This window comes from Spirosoma gilvum, assembly GCF_054776815.1.
In genome coordinates this window covers 18,467-36,933 of sequence record NZ_BAAHBH010000002.1, presented here as the reverse complement: position 1 = coordinate 36,933, position 18,467 = coordinate 18,467, and the positions used below count along the sequence as shown (strand labels likewise).

Below are 18,467 nucleotides of genomic sequence, written 5' to 3'. Positions count from 1 at the left end.
GCGAACGGGGTCAGTTTATCCAACTGACCCCGTTCGCGTTTACCTGGCTCTACTTCATTTATAAATTCAGTAAACTTTTCAGTCGTTCGTAGAAGCCCGTGTTCCGAAAGGTAAATTGCTTGTGGAGAACATAGTTACTGATAAAACTGAGCCCCATACCAATAATTTGGGCAACAAGCTTATTCACATTTACCGCCTTCACCGAAAACGGAATCAGGACGGTCATTGGCTCAAAATTATTGACAGAGAAATCATATAATAACGAAGCACCATAAACCGTAATCAGGCAGGACAGAATAGAAACAAGCGTAAACTTAATAGCTTCGCGATTGGTCTGAGCCGAATTTCGGGCGTTGAACGCAAACAGTTTTGTCAGTAGAAAACCGACGAAGAATGCCACAACATAGCCGATCAGTAAGGCCTGTTTGTAACTCATCTGAAACCAATCCTGCAATACACTCCCCGCTATTAATTGCAATGAAGCCCCAATGGCCGCAACGATGAAATAAGCCAGTACATCCCGGCGATTAAAAAGATCATCTGCCATAAATACTTGTAAAGGTCAATTTAAAAATGACCTCGCTCTAAGCTATACACTTTCTGTTTTAAATTGAATACTTATAAAAAATCCGGCCTTTCCACATCGAGAAAGTACCGGATTCTTTTCAACAATCAATGGATTACCCCTGAACGTTATCCGAGGTCATTTTGGCCCCTAAATATTCACGGTTCAACCGGGCAATATGGTCGAGCGAGATCGACTTCGGACACTCAACCGAGCAGGCTCCCGTAAACGAGCAAGCCCCGAACCCTTCGGCATCCATTTGAGCGACCATACGTTCGGCCCGCTCTTTGTGCTCGGCCTTTCCTTGCGGTAAAATAGCCAGTTGCGATATTTTAGCGGATACGAACAGCATTGCCGAAGCATTTTTACAGGCGGCTACGCAGGCACCGCAACCAATACAGGCAGCTGCGTCCATCGCTTCGTCGGCAATGCTACGCGGAATCAGGATTTCGTTGGCATCAGGAGCCGAGCCCGTATTCACGGAAACGTATCCGCCAGCCTGAATAATCCGGTCGAAAGCCAGCCGGTCGACCATCAAGTCTTTGATAACCGGGAATGCCCGCGCCCGCCAGGGTTCTACCACAATGGTGTCGCCATCATTGAACGAACGCATGTGTAGTTGGCAGGTGGTTGCACCGGTTTGTGGGCCGTGCGGCCGTCCATTGATGTACATGGAACAGGTACCGCAGATCCCCTCCCGGCAGTCATGATCGAAAGCAACGGGTTCTTCGCCTTTCCGGGTCAGCGAGTCGTTCAATACGTCGAACATCTCCAGAAACGACATGTCTTCCGACACGTTGTCCAGTTGGTATTCGACCAGTTTACCGGGGGTATTACTATTTTTCTGTCTCCAGACTTTTAGTGTGATTTTCATCTTACAAAAGTTGTAAGGTTAAAAAGTCATAAAGTTGTAAAGTTTCGAGCTAGTGTACCACTGTAAAACGCTACAACTTTATAACCCTATAACTTTATTTATAACTCCGCTGTGTCAGTTTTACGTTTTCGAATACCAGAGGCTCTTTGTTCAGAATTTCGGGTTGACCTTCACCCTGATATTCCCAGGCAGCCACATAGGTATAGTTTTCGTCGTCGCGAAGGGCTTCGCCATCGGGCGTTTGGTATTCCTCGCGGAAGTGACCACCACACGACTCATTCCGGTTCAACGCATCATCGACCATCAGTTCGCCTAGCTCGATAAAGTCGGCGACACGACCGGCCTGTTCAAGCGCCTGGTTCATTTCGTCAGCATCACCCAAAACCTTGGCATTTGTCCAGAACTCTTTCCGTAGCGCCTGAATTTTTTGCTTGGCTAGTTGAAGTCCCTCAGCCGTACGCGCCATCCCGCAGTATTCCCACATGATATGCCCAAGTTCTTTATGCAGATCATCGACAGGCCGATCTCCTTTGATGGACAGGAACTGCTGGATTTGATCCTGAATTTTCTTTTCAGCCTCCTTGAACGCTGGAGCGTCAACAGGAATTTTGTCGGCTGGACCAATCGTCGCCAGATAGTCGCCAATCGTGTACGGAATCACGAAATAACCGTCGGCCAGTCCCTGCATCAAGGCCGATGCACCGAGTCGGTTAGCGCCGTGATCGGAGAAGTTGGCTTCACCCAAGGCATATAGGCCCGGAATGGTTGTCATCAGGTTGTAATCGACCCACAAGCCACCCATCGTATAGTGAACGGCTGGATAGATCATCATGGGTACTTCGTACGGGTTTTCGCCGGTGATCTTCTCATACATCTCGAAGAGGTTACCGTACTTCGCTTCAATGGTTTTAAGGCCATCCCGCTTAATAGCATCGGCAAAATCGAGGTAAACAGCCAGACCCGTTTTCGCTACGCCACGCCCTTCATCGCACATGTTTTTCGCATTTCGGGATGCTACGTCACGCGGGACGAGGTTTCCGAACGATGGATACCGGCGCTCCAGGAAGTAGTCGCGCTGATCTTCGGTAAGATCGTTCGGACTGAGTTGCCCTTTCCGAATCTTCTCGGCATCTTCTTTCGTTTTTGGCACCCATACGCGTCCGTCGTTCCGAAGCGACTCCGACATCAGCGTAAGCTTCGACTGATAGTGGCCCGATACGGGAATACAGGTTGGGTGAATCTGGGTAAAACAGGGATTACCAAACAAAGCGCCTTTTTTGTGCGCCCGCCAGGCCGCCGTCACGTTACAGCCCATGGCGTTGGTCGACAGGTAGAACACGTTGCCATAACCACCTGTGCAAAGCAGCACGGCATGCCCTGAATGCGACTCAATTTTACCCGTGATCAGGTTCCGAACCACAATACCCCGTGCCTTACCGCCCTCTACTACGAGGTCAAGCATTTCAGTACGGGTGTACAGTTTCACTTTCCCGTTGGCCACCTGACGGCTCAAGGCAGAGTAAGCACCTAACAGAAGCTGTTGCCCGGTCTGACCGCGTGCATAGAACGTCCGGGATACCTGAGCCCCCCCGAATGAACGGTTAGCCAGGGTTCCGCCGTATTCACGGGCAAAGGGTACGCCTTGTGCCACACATTGGTCAATGATGTTCACACTCACTTCGGCCAGCCGGTGAACGTTGCCTTCACGAGCGCGGTAGTCACCTCCTTTGATGGTGTCGTAAAACAGCCGGAAAACGCTGTCGCCGTCGTTCTGATAGTTTTTGGCGGCATTGATACCGCCTTGTGCAGCAATCGAGTGCGCCCGACGGGGGCTATCCTGATAGCAGAACGCCTTCACGTTATAGCCCAGCTCGGCCAGCGACGCTGCCGCCGATGCACCTGCCAGACCTGTACCTACTACAATTATATCGTATTTACGCTTATTGGCCGGGTTGACCAGTTTCAGCGAAAACTTATGCCGTGCCCATTTCTCGGCTAAAGGGCCTTCGGGGATTTTAGATTCCAGTTTCATGCGTTCAATTGTGAATGAGTGAATGAGCGAATGAGTGAATACCATCCGGTCAATCTGTTTGCGTCAGCTATTCACTCAATGGCTCATTCACAATTCACTCATTAAATTATATTGTGAACCTGTAAGTACACGTAAATCGGCATGGCTGCGAAAGCGGCCGGAATGATGATGGCAAAGAAATACTTGCCCAGAAACTCAATAACAGGCGTGTATTTTTTATGCCGGATGCCTAAGGTCTGGAAGCCGCTCTGGAAACCATGCCAGAGGTGATAGCCAATAGCCACCATACAGATGACGTAGAGAACGACGTACCACAACTCACCAAAAGCTACCTGCACAACCGCATACAAATCCTTATACTCTTTGCCATCGTATTCGGCCATCGGCACCGATCCGAAATGCATTTCGTACCAGAAAGTCCGCATGTGAATAACAATAAACAGGAGCAGAACGGTCCCCAGAATGCCCATATTTCGCGATGCCCAGGCACTGTTGGCTTCGGGCTTGCTGTAGGCATACTTAACGGGGCGAGACGCCTGGTTATGACGCGTTAAGACAAAAGCCATCAGCGCATGAACCAGAATCGACGTGTAGAGTAGGTAGGAGATGGTAATGATAAGCGGATTGTGCGTCATGAAGTACGTGTACTCGTTGAAAGCGCGACCCCCATCGCCTTTAAACAACTGGAGATTTCCAGCCATATGCACAATCAGAAATGAACTAAGAAACAGTCCCGTCAGCGACATGATTACCTTTCGACCGAGGGAGCTGGATAGCGTTTGTGTTACCCAAGCCATAGGATGAACGACACGAAAAATTTAGTGGTAAACAATTGAAAAAAAGCCGGTTTGAATGGCGCATCAAAACTAAGCCACAAACCCGATGGAAACAAGTTAAAGACCTTTTCTCAACGGTTTTATGGTTTATTTACAGCCGATATAAATTAGTCGAAATCAATGACTGACCTGCTCAACACTACGTTGTAATTGGTTGTTATAGAAGTCGACACATTTATTTGCCAATAGCTAGCGAATAGGGTCTCGTTTTGAACAACCATAATTATCCATTTATTTTTGCGCTCTTTCGCTTCGGTGCAGGGCGGCCTGTGCCGTCCGATTTCACTCTTTCGCTCTTTACAATGAAAGCATACGTTTTTCCCGGTCAGGGTTCTCAATTTCGGGGTATGGGACAGGATCTCTACCAGGCTTCCGAAGCTGCCCGCCAATTGTTCGACCAGGCCAATGAAGTGCTGGGCTATAACCTGACCAGCATTATGTTTGAAGGCTCTGATGAAGAACTCAAGCAGACTGTTTATACACAACCTGCTGTTTTTGTACACGGTGTTGTTCTGGCTCTAACAACTGACTCCTTCGCTCCAGACATGGTGGCGGGTCATTCGCTCGGCGAATTATCGGCACTCACCGCAGCCGGTGTTCTTTCGTTTGCCGATGGCCTGAGCCTGGCCTCAGTACGCGCTACGGCGATGCAGCGAGCCTGCGACCTTACGCCCTCAACCATGGCGGCCGTATTGGGTCTGGCCGATGAAGCCATCGAAAAAGTGTGTGCTGAGATTACTGAAGAAATCGTGGTACCCGCCAACTACAATTGCCCCGGTCAGGTCGTAATTTCCGGCAGTGTAGCCGGTATTCAACTAGCCGAAGAGCGACTCAAAGCGGCCGGAGCCAAACGAGTCGTGCCGCTTGCTGTCAGCGGTGCGTTTCACTCACCGTTTATGGAACCGGCCCGGACCGAATTTGCCGAGGCAGTAGAACGAATGACTTTCAATACACCCCGCTGTCCGGTTTATCAGAACGTAAATGCGCAGGCTGTTACAGATCCGGCTCAGATCAAAGCCAACCTGATTGCCCAATTGACCTCACCGGTTCGCTGGACCCAATCGGTTGAGCGGATGGTAGCCGATGGGGGTACTGAATTTTTTGAGTGCGGTCCGGGCAAAGTTCTACAGGGACTGGTAAAAAAGATTAGCCCGGCTGTACCTGTTGCGGGTATTTAAAAAGCTAGCTGGCTGTAAATCAATACAGAATTGAGTTTTTCAAACAAAAGGTCTCTTTTTTTTAGCCCAGAATTTGTTTTTGACGCTCTAAATCTGTTACCTTTGCACTCGCAAATGCAAAAATAGCCCGATAGTATAAGGGTAGTACGACAGATTTTGGTTCTGTTTGTCTAGGTTCGAATCCTGGTCGGGCTACTAACTAGCAAGTGCAAAACTCACTGAATCCCCTGTAAATTAAGTATTTGCAGGGGATTTGAGCGTTTAAGGGCTCTTTATTCTGTTTTTGTCTAGTGTGTTGAAATACTTTATTGTACTCGGTTGTCCGTTTCGTTTGCTACAGTTTTGATACGGAAAGTTTACCCTGATTGACGCAATAGGTTTGTGCCGTTGAATTTTTAACAAACGGCATAATGAGCAAACTGATAACTATTCGGGTAATCTATAATCGGCGTGGTGAATTAGATAAAAATGGTAAGGCTCCAGTAATTATAGAAGCCTATCAAAATGGTAAGCGTCAACATGAAAGTATAGGCATTCGGTTGGCTCCCAATCAATGGGATAGTAAAAAGAATGAAGTGAAAGGGAATCCCCAATTAAACCGGGTGATTCGGGAAAGGGTACTTGAGATGGAAAATTATATCCTCAGCTTTTCCGCACAATACAACCGCCCGTGTACATTGGCTGACCTCAAGACTATGAGGAAAACTCAAGAACTCGTTTCTGAGAAGCCAAACTTTACTACTCACTTCTTACAGCAGCTTGAACGAGATAAAGCCACTATAGGCAGGTTTACGACGCTACGCAGGCAATTAGTCTTAAAGCGTCTGAAAGAATTTCATCGACAGCCAGCTATTGAGTTTGACGTTCTTACACTGGATTTCATAGAACGGTATGATGTGTTTTTGAGAGCTACAAAGAAGCTGAGCACAAATACAATCCATAAAGAACATCAGATCATCCAACGGTATTTAACTAACGCTATTCAAAAGGGGCTATTCGACAGCGTAAAAAACCCTTACAATACGTTCCGGCCAAAACTTGAACGAGTTAACAAGATCGTTTTACAACCTGAAGAAATCGCCCGTATTGAGGCACTAACATTCGCCCCTGAAGAACAGCATTTGACCTTTTATCGTGATGCTTTTCTATTCGGTTATTACACCTTATTACGTATTAGCGATGTAACGCAGCTCCGACAAAGCAACCTTCTTAATACTGCCGAAGGCATCATACTTGAACTTAAAGCACAGAAAACAGGCAAGCTTAATCGGCTCCCCCTGTTTTTACTCCATCCAACCACCGATGGCCCTAGTAAGCCTGAACGGTTAGTAATGCAATATGCCCGAACAGATAAACGCCCCTTGTTCGGTAGATCACACGTTAAAATCAATAAGTATTTAAAGCGAGTGATAGAGTTAGCTGGCATTACCAAGCCTGTCAGTTTTCACACATCAAGGCATTCAGGTATAACTAATATGCATAAGCTGGGAATTCCCCCGGCTATCATTCAACATATAGCCCAACACGCAGGTATACAGACAACTATGGGTTATACCCATCTGAATCAGCATGACGTAAATAATGCGCTTGCCACTGTCCGTATTTGGGAAAAAATCTAAGTTCTATGGAAACAACGCCCCGGAAGTATCAAAAGCATAAGACAGAGGTAAAAATCACGGTTAAACACTTTGTGAACACTGAGCTTAAGCCAGAAATAGACACGTTTTCAGGAAAATTGATTTATCCACTATACGTACGAGTCAGAGTTAACCGCCAGCTTACAAAATTCAAAAGTCAGTTAAACCATAGTATATCTGTTGATTATTTAGATGAGTTTTTGTCGACTGAGCCATTCAAGGCGTATGCTGATAACGAGCGGCTTATTATCGAGCAGACAATCAAAGAGATGAAGCCAGAGCAAAAAGCCAATTTCAAATTAAAAAATTGGTCAGCTCTTTATAAAGGCGGTTTGCAACCTATCTCGGAAATTATTTCCGATTTCATTATTAGGGGAATTATAGCTCTTTTACGTGAAACTTACCATTGGACAGAATCAGAATTAAAACCACTTTATGCAATAACTATTCCCGAGATTTTCACCTTGTTATATAAGGTTAATATACCAGATGCCAAAGCAATCGAAGAAAAGTATAGTATACTTCTGAAAACAGGGGACTATGAACGTAAAATACAGGGTAATGCAGCCTACGAATTTAGTTTATTGGACGGCCAATATGGCTTTTTTCAGTCTCAGCTACTCAAATCAGGTTTGCATATTGATCCTAGTTATATTAAAAGTTTGAATGAAACTCTGTCCCTATTATAAGCTTTCAAAATGATATATATTTTATATAAGTTCTTGTTTTTCAAATTTTTACACATGCCTACTTAAATCCAGTAGGTTTTTTTTATAAAAAATGTGTTCCTAGTTTTAGTTTAGGAACACATTTTTTATAGTTTTGCCCCGTAGTATACTAAAACATCCTTTACTGTATGCAAAAGACAATCTCACCAATCCAAGATGAATGGCTTAAGCCTAAAGACGTACAACGGCTTTTCAAAATAGGCCATAACAAGTTTTACCAGTTTGTCCGAGACGGGGCTTTCCCAGTTTCAAAGCCTGACCCTAAAGGACGGGCTGTATTTATTCGTCGGAGTGATGTAGAACGCTTTTTTGAACAAGGCTATCCCAAAGCCGCCTAACCCTCCTAATCTCTTATGGAACCGATTTACTTCACGATGGACGAACTCATGCAGGAGTTCAACAGCAAGGTTATTAAGAAAGGTAAAAGCCCTCAGATTGACTTTACCAAAGCCTTAGATCTACTACTTCATGAACGGTTCAATCCCGAACATTTCACCCTGTTTGCTGGATTCATTCGAGGCTTAAAAAACGCCAACGGATTCAATTAACAACCTAAAATAACCCACTCTATGAACACACGACCCATTACCAAAGCCCAAGCCATTAGGCTTATTTGTGGTGACGAATACATCTGTAATGAAGGCGTTACAGATCCAGCTCTAGCTATCGTCAAGGATATTGACAATGCCCTGTTTGTGTTTATGACCAACCTAGATAAGACAACGAACATAGCTGACCTGCAAGCCGCTTATACTCAGATTACCCACTTAAGAGACATTGTTCTTGACTGTATTTCCCACCCTGATCGAGCATGAGTAAGATTCGTACTACCCCAAAAAACAAAGTCCGTCCTTTGTATCCTAATAATGTCCTTGTCCGTCCCCTACATCCCTACTTCGATGAAAATCGATGGAAGATCATTCACGCCACGCTCGATCATCTGAAAGCAGACCCGTTGGTTCAGTTGGAATTGGTGGATGATTTCTTTACTCGTCGGATGCGTCGATTAATTATGAAAAGCATTGACAAGATGCTTGATGAAGCCACTCAAACGGCTAGAGTTCAAACCGAAAAGTTTGGCACCCTACCTACAAAACGCGCATAAATAAAAAAGTCGGTCAGGAATGCAGCCTGACCGACTTAAGCCTTTTCACTACGAACTACCACCCAAAGCAGCCTATAGCGAAAGACTAAAACTCTATGAGCAGGGCAAAGATATAATGACGCTACTTTCTACGCAACAGATGCCTAACCAGCCTTTATCAATTGAGGAACCGCAATTGATTTTCAATAACTTACTCAACAATATTGGTAAAGCGGATTTCCGGCAATTAGCTGGCCCATTGTTTATTGACGACAGTGAGCGAAAACTGACACAGCGTCACTATCTAATCTGTACAGTTGAGCACGTATTAACCCAAGCCCAACAAGCGGGTTACGACCTCTGTAAGCGTAATGGCATGGTTTACGTATATAACGGTGCCTTTTGGCAACTGGCTGAAGATGATGAGCTACGGGATTTACTCGGAAAAGCCGCTGAACAAATGGGTGTCGATAAGTTCAATTCACGACATTATGAGTTTAAGGAAAAACTGTTCCGTCAGTTCTTATCCTCAGGTAAATTCACTCAAGCCCCCAGGTCAAAGCAAACGGTGCTTATAAACCTCCAAAATGGAACGTATGAGATTACACCTGAACGGCAATCTTTGCGCGAACATAACAAGGCTGACTTCCTAACTTATCAACTACCCTTTGCCTACAAGCCGGATGCTACAGCCCCCCTATTTGAACACTATCTTAACATGGTTCTGCCAGATGCTGACTTACAAGCGATCTTGGCAGAATATATTGGTTATGTGTTCATCCGGCATTTAAAATTAGAGAAAGTACTCCTTCTGTTTGGAACCGGCTCAAACGGTAAATCCGTATTCTTTGAAGTGGTAAATGCCTTGTTAGGCAGTCAGAATGTATCTAACTTTTCTTTGCAAAGCCTTACTAATGAAGCTTACCGCGCAAAGCTGGCCGATAAACTACTGAACTATGGTAGCGAAATAAAGGGCAGCTTAGAAAGTGATGTTTTCAAGTTGATGGCATCGGGCGAACCTGTAGAAGCTAAAGCCCTATATCGTGACCCCTTCACGATGAAAGAATATGCTAAATTGATGTTCAACTGTAATACGCTCCCCAAAGAGGTTGAACACTCAGAGGCTTTTTTCCGTCGATTCCTTATTGTGCCGTTTGAGGTCACAATTACTGACGATCAAAAAGACCCAGAACTACCTACTAAAATTATTTCAGGCGAACTATCAGGCGTATTTAATTGGGTGCTCTGTGGTCTAAATCGCCTACTTAAAAACAAGCGATTTACCGACAGCGAAAAAGCGCAGCAAGTATTAGCCAAATACCGTCAGGAATCAGATACAGTTGCCGTATTTCTTAATGAAGAAAATTACGGCCCTTCTATTAATCCTATTCCTCTCCCCAACTTATATGATGAGTACAGGCGTTTTTGTACTAATTCAGGATTTGCCTTTTTGAACGCTAAAAATTTTAGGGAAAGAATCGAAAAAAATAAGATTCAAGTCAAACGGCAAACTGCTGGCTATGTAGCATTTGCACTCAAGTCTCCCTTCTAATAGACAACCTACTGTACTACAATTAGTTAACCCTATTGATCGCGCGAAAACCAAAAAAAATAAAGTTTTCTAAAACTTACATTTCTTACATTTTTTACATAGCTCAATAGTCTCGAATTTGGCCTTTATGTAAGAAATGTAAGAAATGTAAGTTTGAAAAAAAGGTTTTTTTTTTCGGTTTTTTGCGCGATTCCAAGAAATAGGGTCTTCAAAAGCTATTGAGCACAGTCCCCCCAAAGGGGTAGAAAATGGAATCTTTATGAATACAATTACCTGCCCTATCCAGCTTTATACGGAAGCGTTTAAAGTAGAAACCTACCATTATCGGTTAGTGGATCCAGTTACAGGCCAAGTCAAATTAGGCAACTACAACCGTGAGCAATTAATCAAGGCAAAAGGCTTCTTTAGATACCACAATGTCCAAGGGTTTAATATCTATTGTCGGCCTGTCGGTTATCAGTTCGTTTTGCTAGACGACTTAAACCGAGATGTATTAACCGACTTAGCCCAGCTCAAACCTTGCATGCTGATGGAAACCAGCCCCGGCAACTATCAGGCATGGTTGATTCTACAAGACGTACCACAAAACCGAGAAACGGCTAAAGCAATCTGTAAAGAATTGGCCGTTCGTTTTGGAGCAGATTTAGCCAGTGCCGAGCCGGATCACGTTGGACGTTTGCCAGACCTGTATAACCGGAAAGAGAAATACATTGAACAATATGGGAAATACCCGTTTATAAAACTCCTCAAGTTCGAGCACCGACTTTCCAACTTCTACCCCCAAGGGGGGGCTGTGCTAAATACCCCTACTCCATCTATTAGTGCGTCTATAAACCACTCCCATAGCCCTAGCAATGGCAGTATAAGCGAACAAGATTTTGGCGTTGCCTGTGGGTTAATCCGGCAAGGTAAATCAGATAGCGAAATCTATCAGCATCTACTGTCAACGAGTCCTGATTTAGCCCACCGTAAAGGCAAACACGTTGACAGCTATTTAAACCGCACCATCCGTAACGCGCACCGAGCCATACAAAATCAATCTGTCTATATATGAGTAAGCCAACCTACCCCAATCGCCCACCGTAAACACAGAATTTTGGCGACCGCCAAAGTAAAAAAGCTACACAATTCCACAAATTAACTCTCCTATCTGCTACCATGCTGAACATCAAAACCCGTTGTCAGTTCTGCGGCATTAATCGCCAAAACACTGTTGCATAAATCATTTAGCAATTAAAGCAGGTCGATTTGATGGCAAAAGAAGTTCGTTTTTACACTTTTTCCGGCCTACACGAAGGGTAATATCCTAACTGTAAATCAATTAACCTAAAAAAGTGGGCTATTTTTTCCGGCGAACACACTAAGAACTGCCCGCACTTTAGCGAAACTGGCGACCGCCACCCCATTTTATGAATATGTGCCGGAAGAACTCCCGACAATCAAAGGCTATGAGTTGTGTCCTATCGCTGGAAACATTCTAAAACGAGTTTTACCGACGAAAGATCAAACAGTTTTCACCATTTATTACACTTAAAACCATGCAGAAACTTCACTTTTTGGTATTGGCAACAGGCCCACAAGCCAAACTCATTGAGGCCATTGAGCAACGCGGTCACACATATGAATCTTACAATCCAAATGATTTGTATTTGTTCGTCTCCGAGTCCGAGAATGGTTATGATAGAGTCTATAATGGTAATGCGGAACTAGAAGAGCCAAAGAGACTTAAGGCCAATTCATACGATGCTGTAATTTCACGTATTGGCGACAGCTTAAATCATGGCGCAAGCATTCTCAGGCACCTCAATGAGAATTTGGGCATTTACTCAACCCAAGACGCAGACGGTCTATTAACAGCCAGTAATAAGCTTAAAACAACCCAAAAATTAAGCTATAAGGGGTTACGTGTTCCAAAGACTATTTATGCCAAGAATCCCGTTCACGTTGATTTCTTGCTCAAGAAAGTAGACGGTTTACCTGCCATCGCCAAGCTATTGCAAGGATCACAAGGGGTTGGTGTGAATATCTTAGAGACACCTTTAGCAACTAACACAATGTTAGAAAGCTTTTCCAAATCAAACATTGATTTGAAAATTCAGAAATTCATCAAAGCAAACGGTAAAGACATACGAGCAATTGTAGTCGGTGACACAGTATCAGTCGCAATGGAACGAACTGCTAACAAAGGAGATTTCCGAGCTAATATCAGCAAGAACGGCTCAGGCCGCAAAGTAGAACTCTCAGATGAAGACAAAGAAATTTGTATCAAATCTGCTAAAGCCGTTGGGCTCGAATTTGCAGGAGTCGACATAATGAAGGACAGCGAGGGTAAAACGTATGTAGTTGAAGTTAATGGCAACCCTGGCACAAAGATTATCAACATTACCAGCCATAACTACTTTGTTGATTTAATCTCAGACATTGAGAATAAAGTAGCAAAACGAAATGATAATCAGGAAAGTAAAAACAACACTTCGGCTAGCAGTGGAATAATAAATAGTATTAAAAGCGCCATATTGGGGCAGAAAACAGGCCCATATGCTTATTTGAGTGCCAAAGAAATATCGTACATTGAGGAAAAGAAACGATTAAAAGAGAAATATCCTCGTTTAATGAGAGATATAAATATATAAATTGAATTACCCACTCTACTAGTAGAGTGGGTAATTCAACAAGTCATGTTTACTTATGACTTGCGAACAAACTCCATGCGCGAATACAGACAACCAATCACACTTATAATCTGCCTGAAGTGCATTCCAAACAGTAGAAAAATTTTCATTGGATACTCTAATTCTGTAAACACAGTCGGTTATATAAGTATGTCCTTTTTTTACCATAGCTACTTTTCCTAAGCATCGTTTACCGACTCTAGTCATTATTATATCACCTTCTCTAGCAGTCATAATTGAATAGTTACTATCAGTCACTATTTCATCGAAAATCATCTCCTTAACATCTTTAAAGTTTGTTGAATGTGTGTAAGGTAAAGACAATTCTTCAAGTTGTTTCTTCGTTAAGTTTCCTCTTTTTAAATCAATAATTTTATCGGACAAAGTAAATTTAGGTTTAATATAATCCTTCATCCATTTTTGATAACGAAAATCCATTCTTTCTCCAAGGCCGCTTTGTAAAACAGTGATTGAATCAGCAATCTGTCCTTCCTTATTTACAATTGACATTTCAACTATATTAGAATAAGGCTTATCCTTTGTGAGAATTATTACGTGCGTTTGCGCTTCTGTCTTAGCAAAAATCCGATCTGGCAATTGTATTATACTCTTAATAGTATAATTACTAATTAAATCATCTCTAAATACTTTAAACTCATGCGAAGTCAATAGACCATCAGGCAATATAATACCCAACTCGCCCCCATCACGTAAAAAGAGTAAGTTATATGCTAAAAATATCAAGTCTGAAGTATAATAACGTAAGCTTATACTTTTAGTTAAACTTGCTTGTAATAGTAAGGTTGTGTATGAAATAGATTTATCTAATTTTAAATAAGGTGGATTGCAAACTGCTAAGTCAAATGTTCCATATTGAATATTTATTATCCTTCTTATATTTTCATTGAGAACGTCTGCTTGAAATAAATTTAGTTTAAAATTTTCATTTGGAACATTATTCAAATTATGATTGATTTCAATAGCATAAAAAGCGGCTTCTTGCCATTTTTCATAGGCAGCATTTGTCAATGCACCTGAACCAAAACCCATATCTAAAACTGTTTCTGGCTTTATAGAAGTAAGTCTATTAACCAACAGTTCAGAAAACAATTTTTCAGTATAATATTTGCCTAGTGGATGGGACATATATATTAAAAGTCAATCTCATAAAGGTTCCAATTAGATACATCATCAGCTCGGCCTTTTTTCTTTATGGGATGGTCAAAAAGAGCTGCAACTCTAGTTTTTTCTTTATCTACTAAAAATAAACACGCCCCTATACTCATAGGCTTAGTAGCCAAAGGAGCTATAAATAAAGATGCATCAGAGTCAATACTAGAAAAAATATGTTCAAGCTTTTCATAAGTCGCTATCGGATTTGTAGCTGAACAAAATATAATATCTTGCAATCCTCTATTGGTTAATACATCAATATGATTTGCAAAAGCGTCCATCTCCCACCCAGCGGTAAATGCTGGTACACCAAACACACAATAGCAATTATTTGTTACTATATATAAATCTTCTATAGCTTGATCTACTCTTTGTGATTCAAATCCACATAAAAAAACAACTTTATGTCTGGATATAGAAGACATAGATAATGCATGGCCGGGAATTCCTATAAATCCACGAACTACATCTGAGAGCTCAAAATCGCGCCGATGAAATAAAACTTCTTCATCACTATCTGTTATGAATTTGTTGCTGTACTTCTTCCGATAACTTGTTGGTTCTAAATATAATAATGATAAATGTGTACAACCAATATTTTTAAATGATTGTAATAATATTAACAATTCACTAACTCCTAAAGTAGTTGTATCTAAAATCAGTCTCAAATCGAGAAAGTCTTTGAGGTAGTCATCTAATAAATCTTTATCATGTATTTCACCAGATATATCAATAGTTATATCATCAGGATTGTAATTAAAGGTTATAATTTTAGATACTTTATTAGTTAAATAATTTATAGAAACATTTCCTCTATCATCAATTGACGACCCAACGAAAGCAACTTCCCATGACCAATCATTTAAAAAATTCTGATTAGAACTATATAAAGCCTTTATTTTCATACTCTTAAAATGAATCTTGGGAAAACAAACTTAAAGTACCTGAATCAGGTGAGTGCATAGACCAACTCTTTAAGTAATACTTTAGAATTCCCTCATATAAATCCACTTCACCAGAAATAAAAATTTCTAATTCTCTGTTGGTAAGTTCCGAACGCTTCTTTTTCCTATAGCTTATATGGAAGTAAGGCGAATATATAGGATTAAGAATATACTCAAATGCTACCGTTTCTTCGCTATGCTTATGCTTAGTTGAGCGATTCTCATATAACACTGACCACTTAACAGCTTCATCTAAGAATTTTTGTACATCTTCTGATATGGTATCTTTAACAATAAAGTGATTTTGCTCAGGTTCACTTTGTGAATTACGCTTTTGAACAAGCCTATAGTAAGTACCCAAACGCATTGTAAAACTATGGAGTATATTCCCAGTATTTCCAAAAGATTTTACTTCTTTTAGAAAGCCAATACTGGCTTGCTTAGCAGCTTCACTTTGCTGTTTAATTGAAATACTTTCTAAATCAGTTATTTCTTTCCCAGTATCCCAAATTTCATTTACTATCGATTTATTACATAATTCTAAAAAATGTCTGAGGTTTGTATTAGACATTTGACAAAACGAATCAAATCCTGCATAAATTGGACATACTCTACCTAGTGGCTCATATATTAATAATATGCATCCAATTAAATTGTTATGAATCCAATCTGTCTGGCCGTTAAATTTATTGGGAACTCCATTTATATAATTAATCAATTCATTGTGTATCTCGCTAACTTTTAAATTTTTTCTATTTAATAAACTAGCAGTGACTATCGAAGCTTCAGGGTAATCAGGCAAAATAAAATCTAACTCTGTCAGTGTAGTTCTTCTAGATTCTAATCCAGATTTAATAATAGTCCTTAATCTTTCCTTTAATGTACTATCCTTAAATACTTCTTTCGCTAACTCAGAAGGGCTAATACTAGGAAACAGTTTGCGTGCGTAGTTCAACACGTTTCTTTTGTATATTTCTGAATTCCTACTCTTTATAGTTTTTTTGTTAGAGCTAGTTAAATGATCCAAATTTATTGGTAAGTCATTATTCCCGTTTTTACTAAGTCTTAAAAAAAGTATTTCCGCAGCAAAAACATTAAATTCAGCAGTTTTATTATACAACAATTCTAAGTCATATTCTCTATAGTCATGAATATCAGATAGCCGTTCATATCCAACAGTGCTTCTCTCTTGAAATGAGTTTCTTTTCATTGCAAGATTGAATATCAATGGCATTTCACTATGCTTCAACCAAGTATTTACTAGCTTTTTCTGTTCATCTAATAAATTTTCGTATTCATCTATATATACCAAAAAGTTAGCATCACTTAAAGCCTTATTTTGGTCTTTTATCTCTTTAATTAATTCAGTTAAGAAACTTTTCAGATAGAACGTTGGCAGTACATTTGTCGAACTATTACCAGCCCATGCTTGGAATGAATTAAATTGCCATCTCAAGAATCTTTTAAGACCGCTAAAATCAGAGGGAATATCCCCATTAAAAGCTTTTAATATACTAAAATCTATATTATTTATATCATCAGTACTTAATAACTTAAAAGAAGATTTACCTATACTTTCTAAGCTTTTAAGTATTTCAATACTAATTAATAAAACAGCCATGTGTTCAAATGCTCTCTCCCATATATCATTATCTATATTTCTTTTGCGAAGCATTTTTGCAAATTGTGTATCTATACGCCAGTATATACCAATATTTTGCAAATCATCTACTTTTATATTACTCCTTTTTTCCGAAAACTGGGTTTCATGGCATAGATAACGAAGCAGCATTGTTTTTCCACAACCTCTTCCACCAACTATAATTATTGGTTTTCTATTAGAAGCTAAGTTTAGCATATTATAATATGGTGGAATCACAAAAGAATTCCACAGATCATATCCTAATTCTTCTGCTCTATTTAATGGAATTGTGTTTAAAGGGGTCGCCATCATTTATATTATTTTATCAGAGGCTTCCAGTCTGTATCTGAATATGAAAATACCGGAAGCGTATTATCTGGTGTACCATGTTCAAAACCATATGAAAGTTCTAAATCTCCGTATCCATACATTTCACTACTGGATATTGCAAATGCTCGATCATTAAGCATATTTTCGTAAAATTTTTTACCATCAGTTTCCTTATTATAAGTATCATTAAAATAATTTACAAAAAATGAATTTTTTGAAGACAAATATTCAACCGAGCAAACTTCAACATTTTTCACATGTCTATTAATCGCATCTATTCCATTTTCATGAGCGACTAAAGGGCTATACAGAAAATAAGAGTAATCTAGAAGGGAAGAATATTCTGCACTAAACATTTTGCAAAACTGCTCTCCAGTGCCTAAAAAATCATCAATAAATATAAATGCTTCTACACCATTACTAATTTCTTTTTTTACTTCTGATATTTCGATCATCCACTTAGAATTTACACCAAATTTATTCTTCATATATCTAAGAATCTCAGCGGAACTTTTAGATGGTGGATCACCAGCCCTCCGTACAGATACTAATCTAATATATGGATCATCATATTTGTTCATGCACATTGGAAAATCTACCTTCTCATAAAGTTTTTTTTGATTAAAGAATAATTTATTTGGTATTACCCTGTTTAATAGATCATATATCAATGATAACGTTTGAGCTTTTGAACGATATATTAATGAATCTAACAAACATGCTGAAAAGAACTTTTCCTCATCATTATGGAAATTTTTTAGCCATATACTAAGCTCTTCACTAGTTATTCCTTGCCAAATATTAAATTTAATTAAACGTCTACTTCTTTCAATTATAGCATTATAGTACGTCTGCCAGTTTTTAGGTAATGTAATCATAAAGCACTTTTTTTATTGGTGTGTAGGTCTAATGGCTGATATAAGAATTAAATCTTAATGCCATTTACCATTATTCTCAGGAATTTTTATTTGTAATCTCTCACAAAAAGTAACCTATTTTAACATTTACTATCTATTGTCATCTAAGTAATATCCTACAAACTACGACAACCTCTAGGACTTAACAAAGACTTGATGATACGTAATTGATACATACATTTAAAATATATATTTAATTAATTGATTATCAATCAACACATAGAATCCTGGTCGGGCTACAACAAAAACCCCTAATTCACTGCCAGTCAGTCGATTAGGGGTTTGTTGTTTTCTGGCCTGTCT

General features: G+C 40.4%; 18 protein-coding genes and 1 tRNA gene. 11 read left to right on the top strand and 8 right to left on the bottom strand.

Annotated elements, in window-relative coordinates; translation table 11 throughout:
- Positions 1-58: 58 nt before the first annotated feature.
- The 4 genes from ACYVFD_RS04920 to ACYVFD_RS04905 form a co-directional block, all read right to left on the bottom strand.
- The gene (locus ACYVFD_RS04920) at positions 59-547 is read right to left on the bottom strand and encodes a GtrA family protein (RefSeq protein ID WP_461088657.1); all 489 of its coding nucleotides are present in this window, start codon (positions 545-547) and stop codon (positions 59-61) included.
- A 133-nt stretch (positions 548-680) separates the two neighbouring features.
- The gene (locus tag ACYVFD_RS04915) at positions 681-1,439 is read right to left on the bottom strand and encodes a succinate dehydrogenase/fumarate reductase iron-sulfur subunit (protein ID WP_461088656.1); all 759 of its coding nucleotides are present in this window, start codon (positions 1,437-1,439) and stop codon (positions 681-683) included.
- Positions 1,440-1,533: 94 nt separating this feature from the next.
- A complete protein-coding gene (locus tag ACYVFD_RS04910) occupies positions 1,534-3,471 on the bottom strand; it encodes a fumarate reductase/succinate dehydrogenase flavoprotein subunit (protein ID WP_461088655.1) in 1,938 nt (645 codons plus the stop codon).
- 101 nt (positions 3,472-3,572) lie between these two features.
- Complete coding sequence (locus tag ACYVFD_RS04905; protein WP_461088654.1) at positions 3,573-4,268, bottom strand: succinate dehydrogenase cytochrome b subunit; 696 nt, start codon at positions 4,266-4,268, stop codon at positions 3,573-3,575.
- A 341-nt stretch (positions 4,269-4,609) separates the two neighbouring features.
- On the opposite strand from ACYVFD_RS04905, the gene fabD reads away from it, so the two are divergent.
- From fabD to ACYVFD_RS04850, 11 genes are all read left to right on the top strand, one after another.
- A complete protein-coding gene (fabD, locus tag ACYVFD_RS04900) occupies positions 4,610-5,485 on the top strand; it encodes an ACP S-malonyltransferase (RefSeq protein WP_461088653.1) in 876 nt (291 codons plus the stop codon).
- Between the two features lie 124 nt (positions 5,486-5,609).
- Positions 5,610-5,680, top strand: a tRNA-Gln gene (locus ACYVFD_RS04895).
- A 215-nt stretch (positions 5,681-5,895) separates the two neighbouring features.
- A complete protein-coding gene (locus ACYVFD_RS04890) occupies positions 5,896-7,104 on the top strand; it encodes a site-specific integrase (RefSeq protein WP_461088652.1) in 1,209 nt (402 codons plus the stop codon).
- Between the two features lie 5 nt (positions 7,105-7,109).
- Complete coding sequence (locus ACYVFD_RS04885) at positions 7,110-7,811, top strand: hypothetical protein (RefSeq protein ID WP_461088651.1); 702 nt, start codon at positions 7,110-7,112, stop codon at positions 7,809-7,811.
- 167 nt (positions 7,812-7,978) lie between these two features.
- Positions 7,979-8,188, top strand: coding sequence for a helix-turn-helix domain-containing protein (locus ACYVFD_RS04880; RefSeq protein WP_461088650.1), 210 nt, complete (start codon positions 7,979-7,981; stop codon positions 8,186-8,188).
- Positions 8,189-8,203: 15 nt separating this feature from the next.
- Positions 8,204-8,398 carry a hypothetical protein gene (locus ACYVFD_RS04875; protein ID WP_461088649.1) on the top strand — a complete coding sequence of 65 codons (195 nt, stop codon included), beginning with the start codon at positions 8,204-8,206 and terminating at the stop codon, positions 8,396-8,398.
- 21 nt (positions 8,399-8,419) lie between these two features.
- Complete coding sequence (locus tag ACYVFD_RS04870; RefSeq protein ID WP_461088648.1) at positions 8,420-8,665, top strand: hypothetical protein; 246 nt, start codon at positions 8,420-8,422, stop codon at positions 8,663-8,665.
- A complete protein-coding gene (locus tag ACYVFD_RS04865) occupies positions 8,662-8,955 on the top strand; it encodes a hypothetical protein (protein ID WP_461088647.1) in 294 nt (97 codons plus the stop codon). Before ACYVFD_RS04870 ends, ACYVFD_RS04865 begins: the two co-directional genes overlap by 4 nt.
- A 19-nt stretch (positions 8,956-8,974) precedes the next feature.
- On the top strand, positions 8,975-10,486 hold the full coding sequence (locus tag ACYVFD_RS04860) for a DNA primase family protein (protein ID WP_461088646.1): 1,512 nt from the start codon (positions 8,975-8,977) through the stop codon (positions 10,484-10,486).
- A gap of 259 nt (positions 10,487-10,745) precedes the next feature.
- On the top strand, positions 10,746-11,540 hold the full coding sequence (locus ACYVFD_RS04855; protein ID WP_461088645.1) for a DNA-primase RepB domain-containing protein: 795 nt from the start codon (positions 10,746-10,748) through the stop codon (positions 11,538-11,540).
- A 484-nt stretch (positions 11,541-12,024) separates the two neighbouring features.
- Positions 12,025-13,119: an ATP-grasp domain-containing protein gene (locus ACYVFD_RS04850; protein ID WP_461088644.1), complete on the top strand. Its 1,095-nt coding sequence runs from the start codon at positions 12,025-12,027 to the stop codon at positions 13,117-13,119.
- 18 nt (positions 13,120-13,137) lie between these two features.
- On the opposite strand, the gene ACYVFD_RS04845 is transcribed toward ACYVFD_RS04850, so the two are convergent.
- The 4 genes from ACYVFD_RS04845 to ACYVFD_RS04830 are packed head-to-tail and all read right to left on the bottom strand — an operon-like array spanning position 13,138 to position 18,125.
- Entirely contained in the window at positions 13,138-14,304 is a 1,167-nt protein-coding gene (locus ACYVFD_RS04845; protein WP_461088643.1) for an HsdM family class I SAM-dependent methyltransferase, read from the bottom strand.
- A 5-nt stretch (positions 14,305-14,309) separates the two neighbouring features.
- On the bottom strand, positions 14,310-15,236 hold the full coding sequence (locus tag ACYVFD_RS04840) for a hypothetical protein (RefSeq protein ID WP_461088642.1): 927 nt from the start codon (positions 15,234-15,236) through the stop codon (positions 14,310-14,312).
- A gap of 4 nt (positions 15,237-15,240) precedes the next feature.
- On the bottom strand, positions 15,241-17,229 hold the full coding sequence (locus ACYVFD_RS04835; protein ID WP_461088641.1) for an ORC-CDC6 family AAA ATPase: 1,989 nt from the start codon (positions 17,227-17,229) through the stop codon (positions 15,241-15,243).
- A gap of 5 nt (positions 17,230-17,234) precedes the next feature.
- Positions 17,235-18,125: a phosphoribosyltransferase-like protein gene (locus ACYVFD_RS04830; protein ID WP_461088640.1), complete on the bottom strand. Its 891-nt coding sequence runs from the start codon at positions 18,123-18,125 to the stop codon at positions 17,235-17,237.
- Positions 18,126-18,467 lie beyond the last annotated feature (342 nt).

Excerpts from the sequence above, each read along its gene's own strand:
- ACYVFD_RS04905 (WP_461088654.1), bottom strand. The coding sequence starts at position 4,268 with ATGGCTTGGGTAACACAAACGCTATCCAGCTCCCTCGGTCGAAAGGTA.
- ACYVFD_RS04870 (WP_461088648.1), top strand. The coding sequence starts at position 8,420 with ATGAACACACGACCCATTACCAAAGCCCAAGCCATTAGGCTTATTTGT.
- ACYVFD_RS04860 (WP_461088646.1), top strand. The coding sequence starts at position 8,975 with ATGCAGCCTGACCGACTTAAGCCTTTTCACTACGAACTACCACCCAAA.
- ACYVFD_RS04880 (WP_461088650.1), top strand. The coding sequence starts at position 7,979 with ATGCAAAAGACAATCTCACCAATCCAAGATGAATGGCTTAAGCCTAAA.
- ACYVFD_RS04920 (WP_461088657.1), bottom strand. The coding sequence starts at position 547 with ATGGCAGATGATCTTTTTAATCGCCGGGATGTACTGGCTTATTTCATC.
- ACYVFD_RS04840 (WP_461088642.1), bottom strand. The coding sequence starts at position 15,236 with ATGAAAATAAAGGCTTTATATAGTTCTAATCAGAATTTTTTAAATGAT.
- ACYVFD_RS04830 (WP_461088640.1), bottom strand. The coding sequence starts at position 18,125 with ATGATTACATTACCTAAAAACTGGCAGACGTACTATAATGCTATAATT.
- ACYVFD_RS04890 (WP_461088652.1), top strand. The coding sequence starts at position 5,896 with ATGAGCAAACTGATAACTATTCGGGTAATCTATAATCGGCGTGGTGAA.
- ACYVFD_RS04835 (WP_461088641.1), bottom strand. The coding sequence starts at position 17,229 with ATGATGGCGACCCCTTTAAACACAATTCCATTAAATAGAGCAGAAGAA.
- ACYVFD_RS04865 (WP_461088647.1), top strand. The coding sequence starts at position 8,662 with ATGAGTAAGATTCGTACTACCCCAAAAAACAAAGTCCGTCCTTTGTAT.
- ACYVFD_RS04845 (WP_461088643.1), bottom strand. The coding sequence starts at position 14,304 with ATGTCCCATCCACTAGGCAAATATTATACTGAAAAATTGTTTTCTGAA.
- fabD (WP_461088653.1), top strand. The coding sequence starts at position 4,610 with ATGAAAGCATACGTTTTTCCCGGTCAGGGTTCTCAATTTCGGGGTATG.
- ACYVFD_RS04850 (WP_461088644.1), top strand. The coding sequence starts at position 12,025 with ATGCAGAAACTTCACTTTTTGGTATTGGCAACAGGCCCACAAGCCAAA.
- ACYVFD_RS04910 (WP_461088655.1), bottom strand. The coding sequence starts at position 3,471 with ATGAAACTGGAATCTAAAATCCCCGAAGGCCCTTTAGCCGAGAAATGG.
- ACYVFD_RS04885 (WP_461088651.1), top strand. The coding sequence starts at position 7,110 with ATGGAAACAACGCCCCGGAAGTATCAAAAGCATAAGACAGAGGTAAAA.
- ACYVFD_RS04855 (WP_461088645.1), top strand. The coding sequence starts at position 10,746 with ATGAATACAATTACCTGCCCTATCCAGCTTTATACGGAAGCGTTTAAA.
- ACYVFD_RS04915 (WP_461088656.1), bottom strand. The coding sequence starts at position 1,439 with ATGAAAATCACACTAAAAGTCTGGAGACAGAAAAATAGTAATACCCCC.
- ACYVFD_RS04875 (WP_461088649.1), top strand. The coding sequence starts at position 8,204 with ATGGAACCGATTTACTTCACGATGGACGAACTCATGCAGGAGTTCAAC.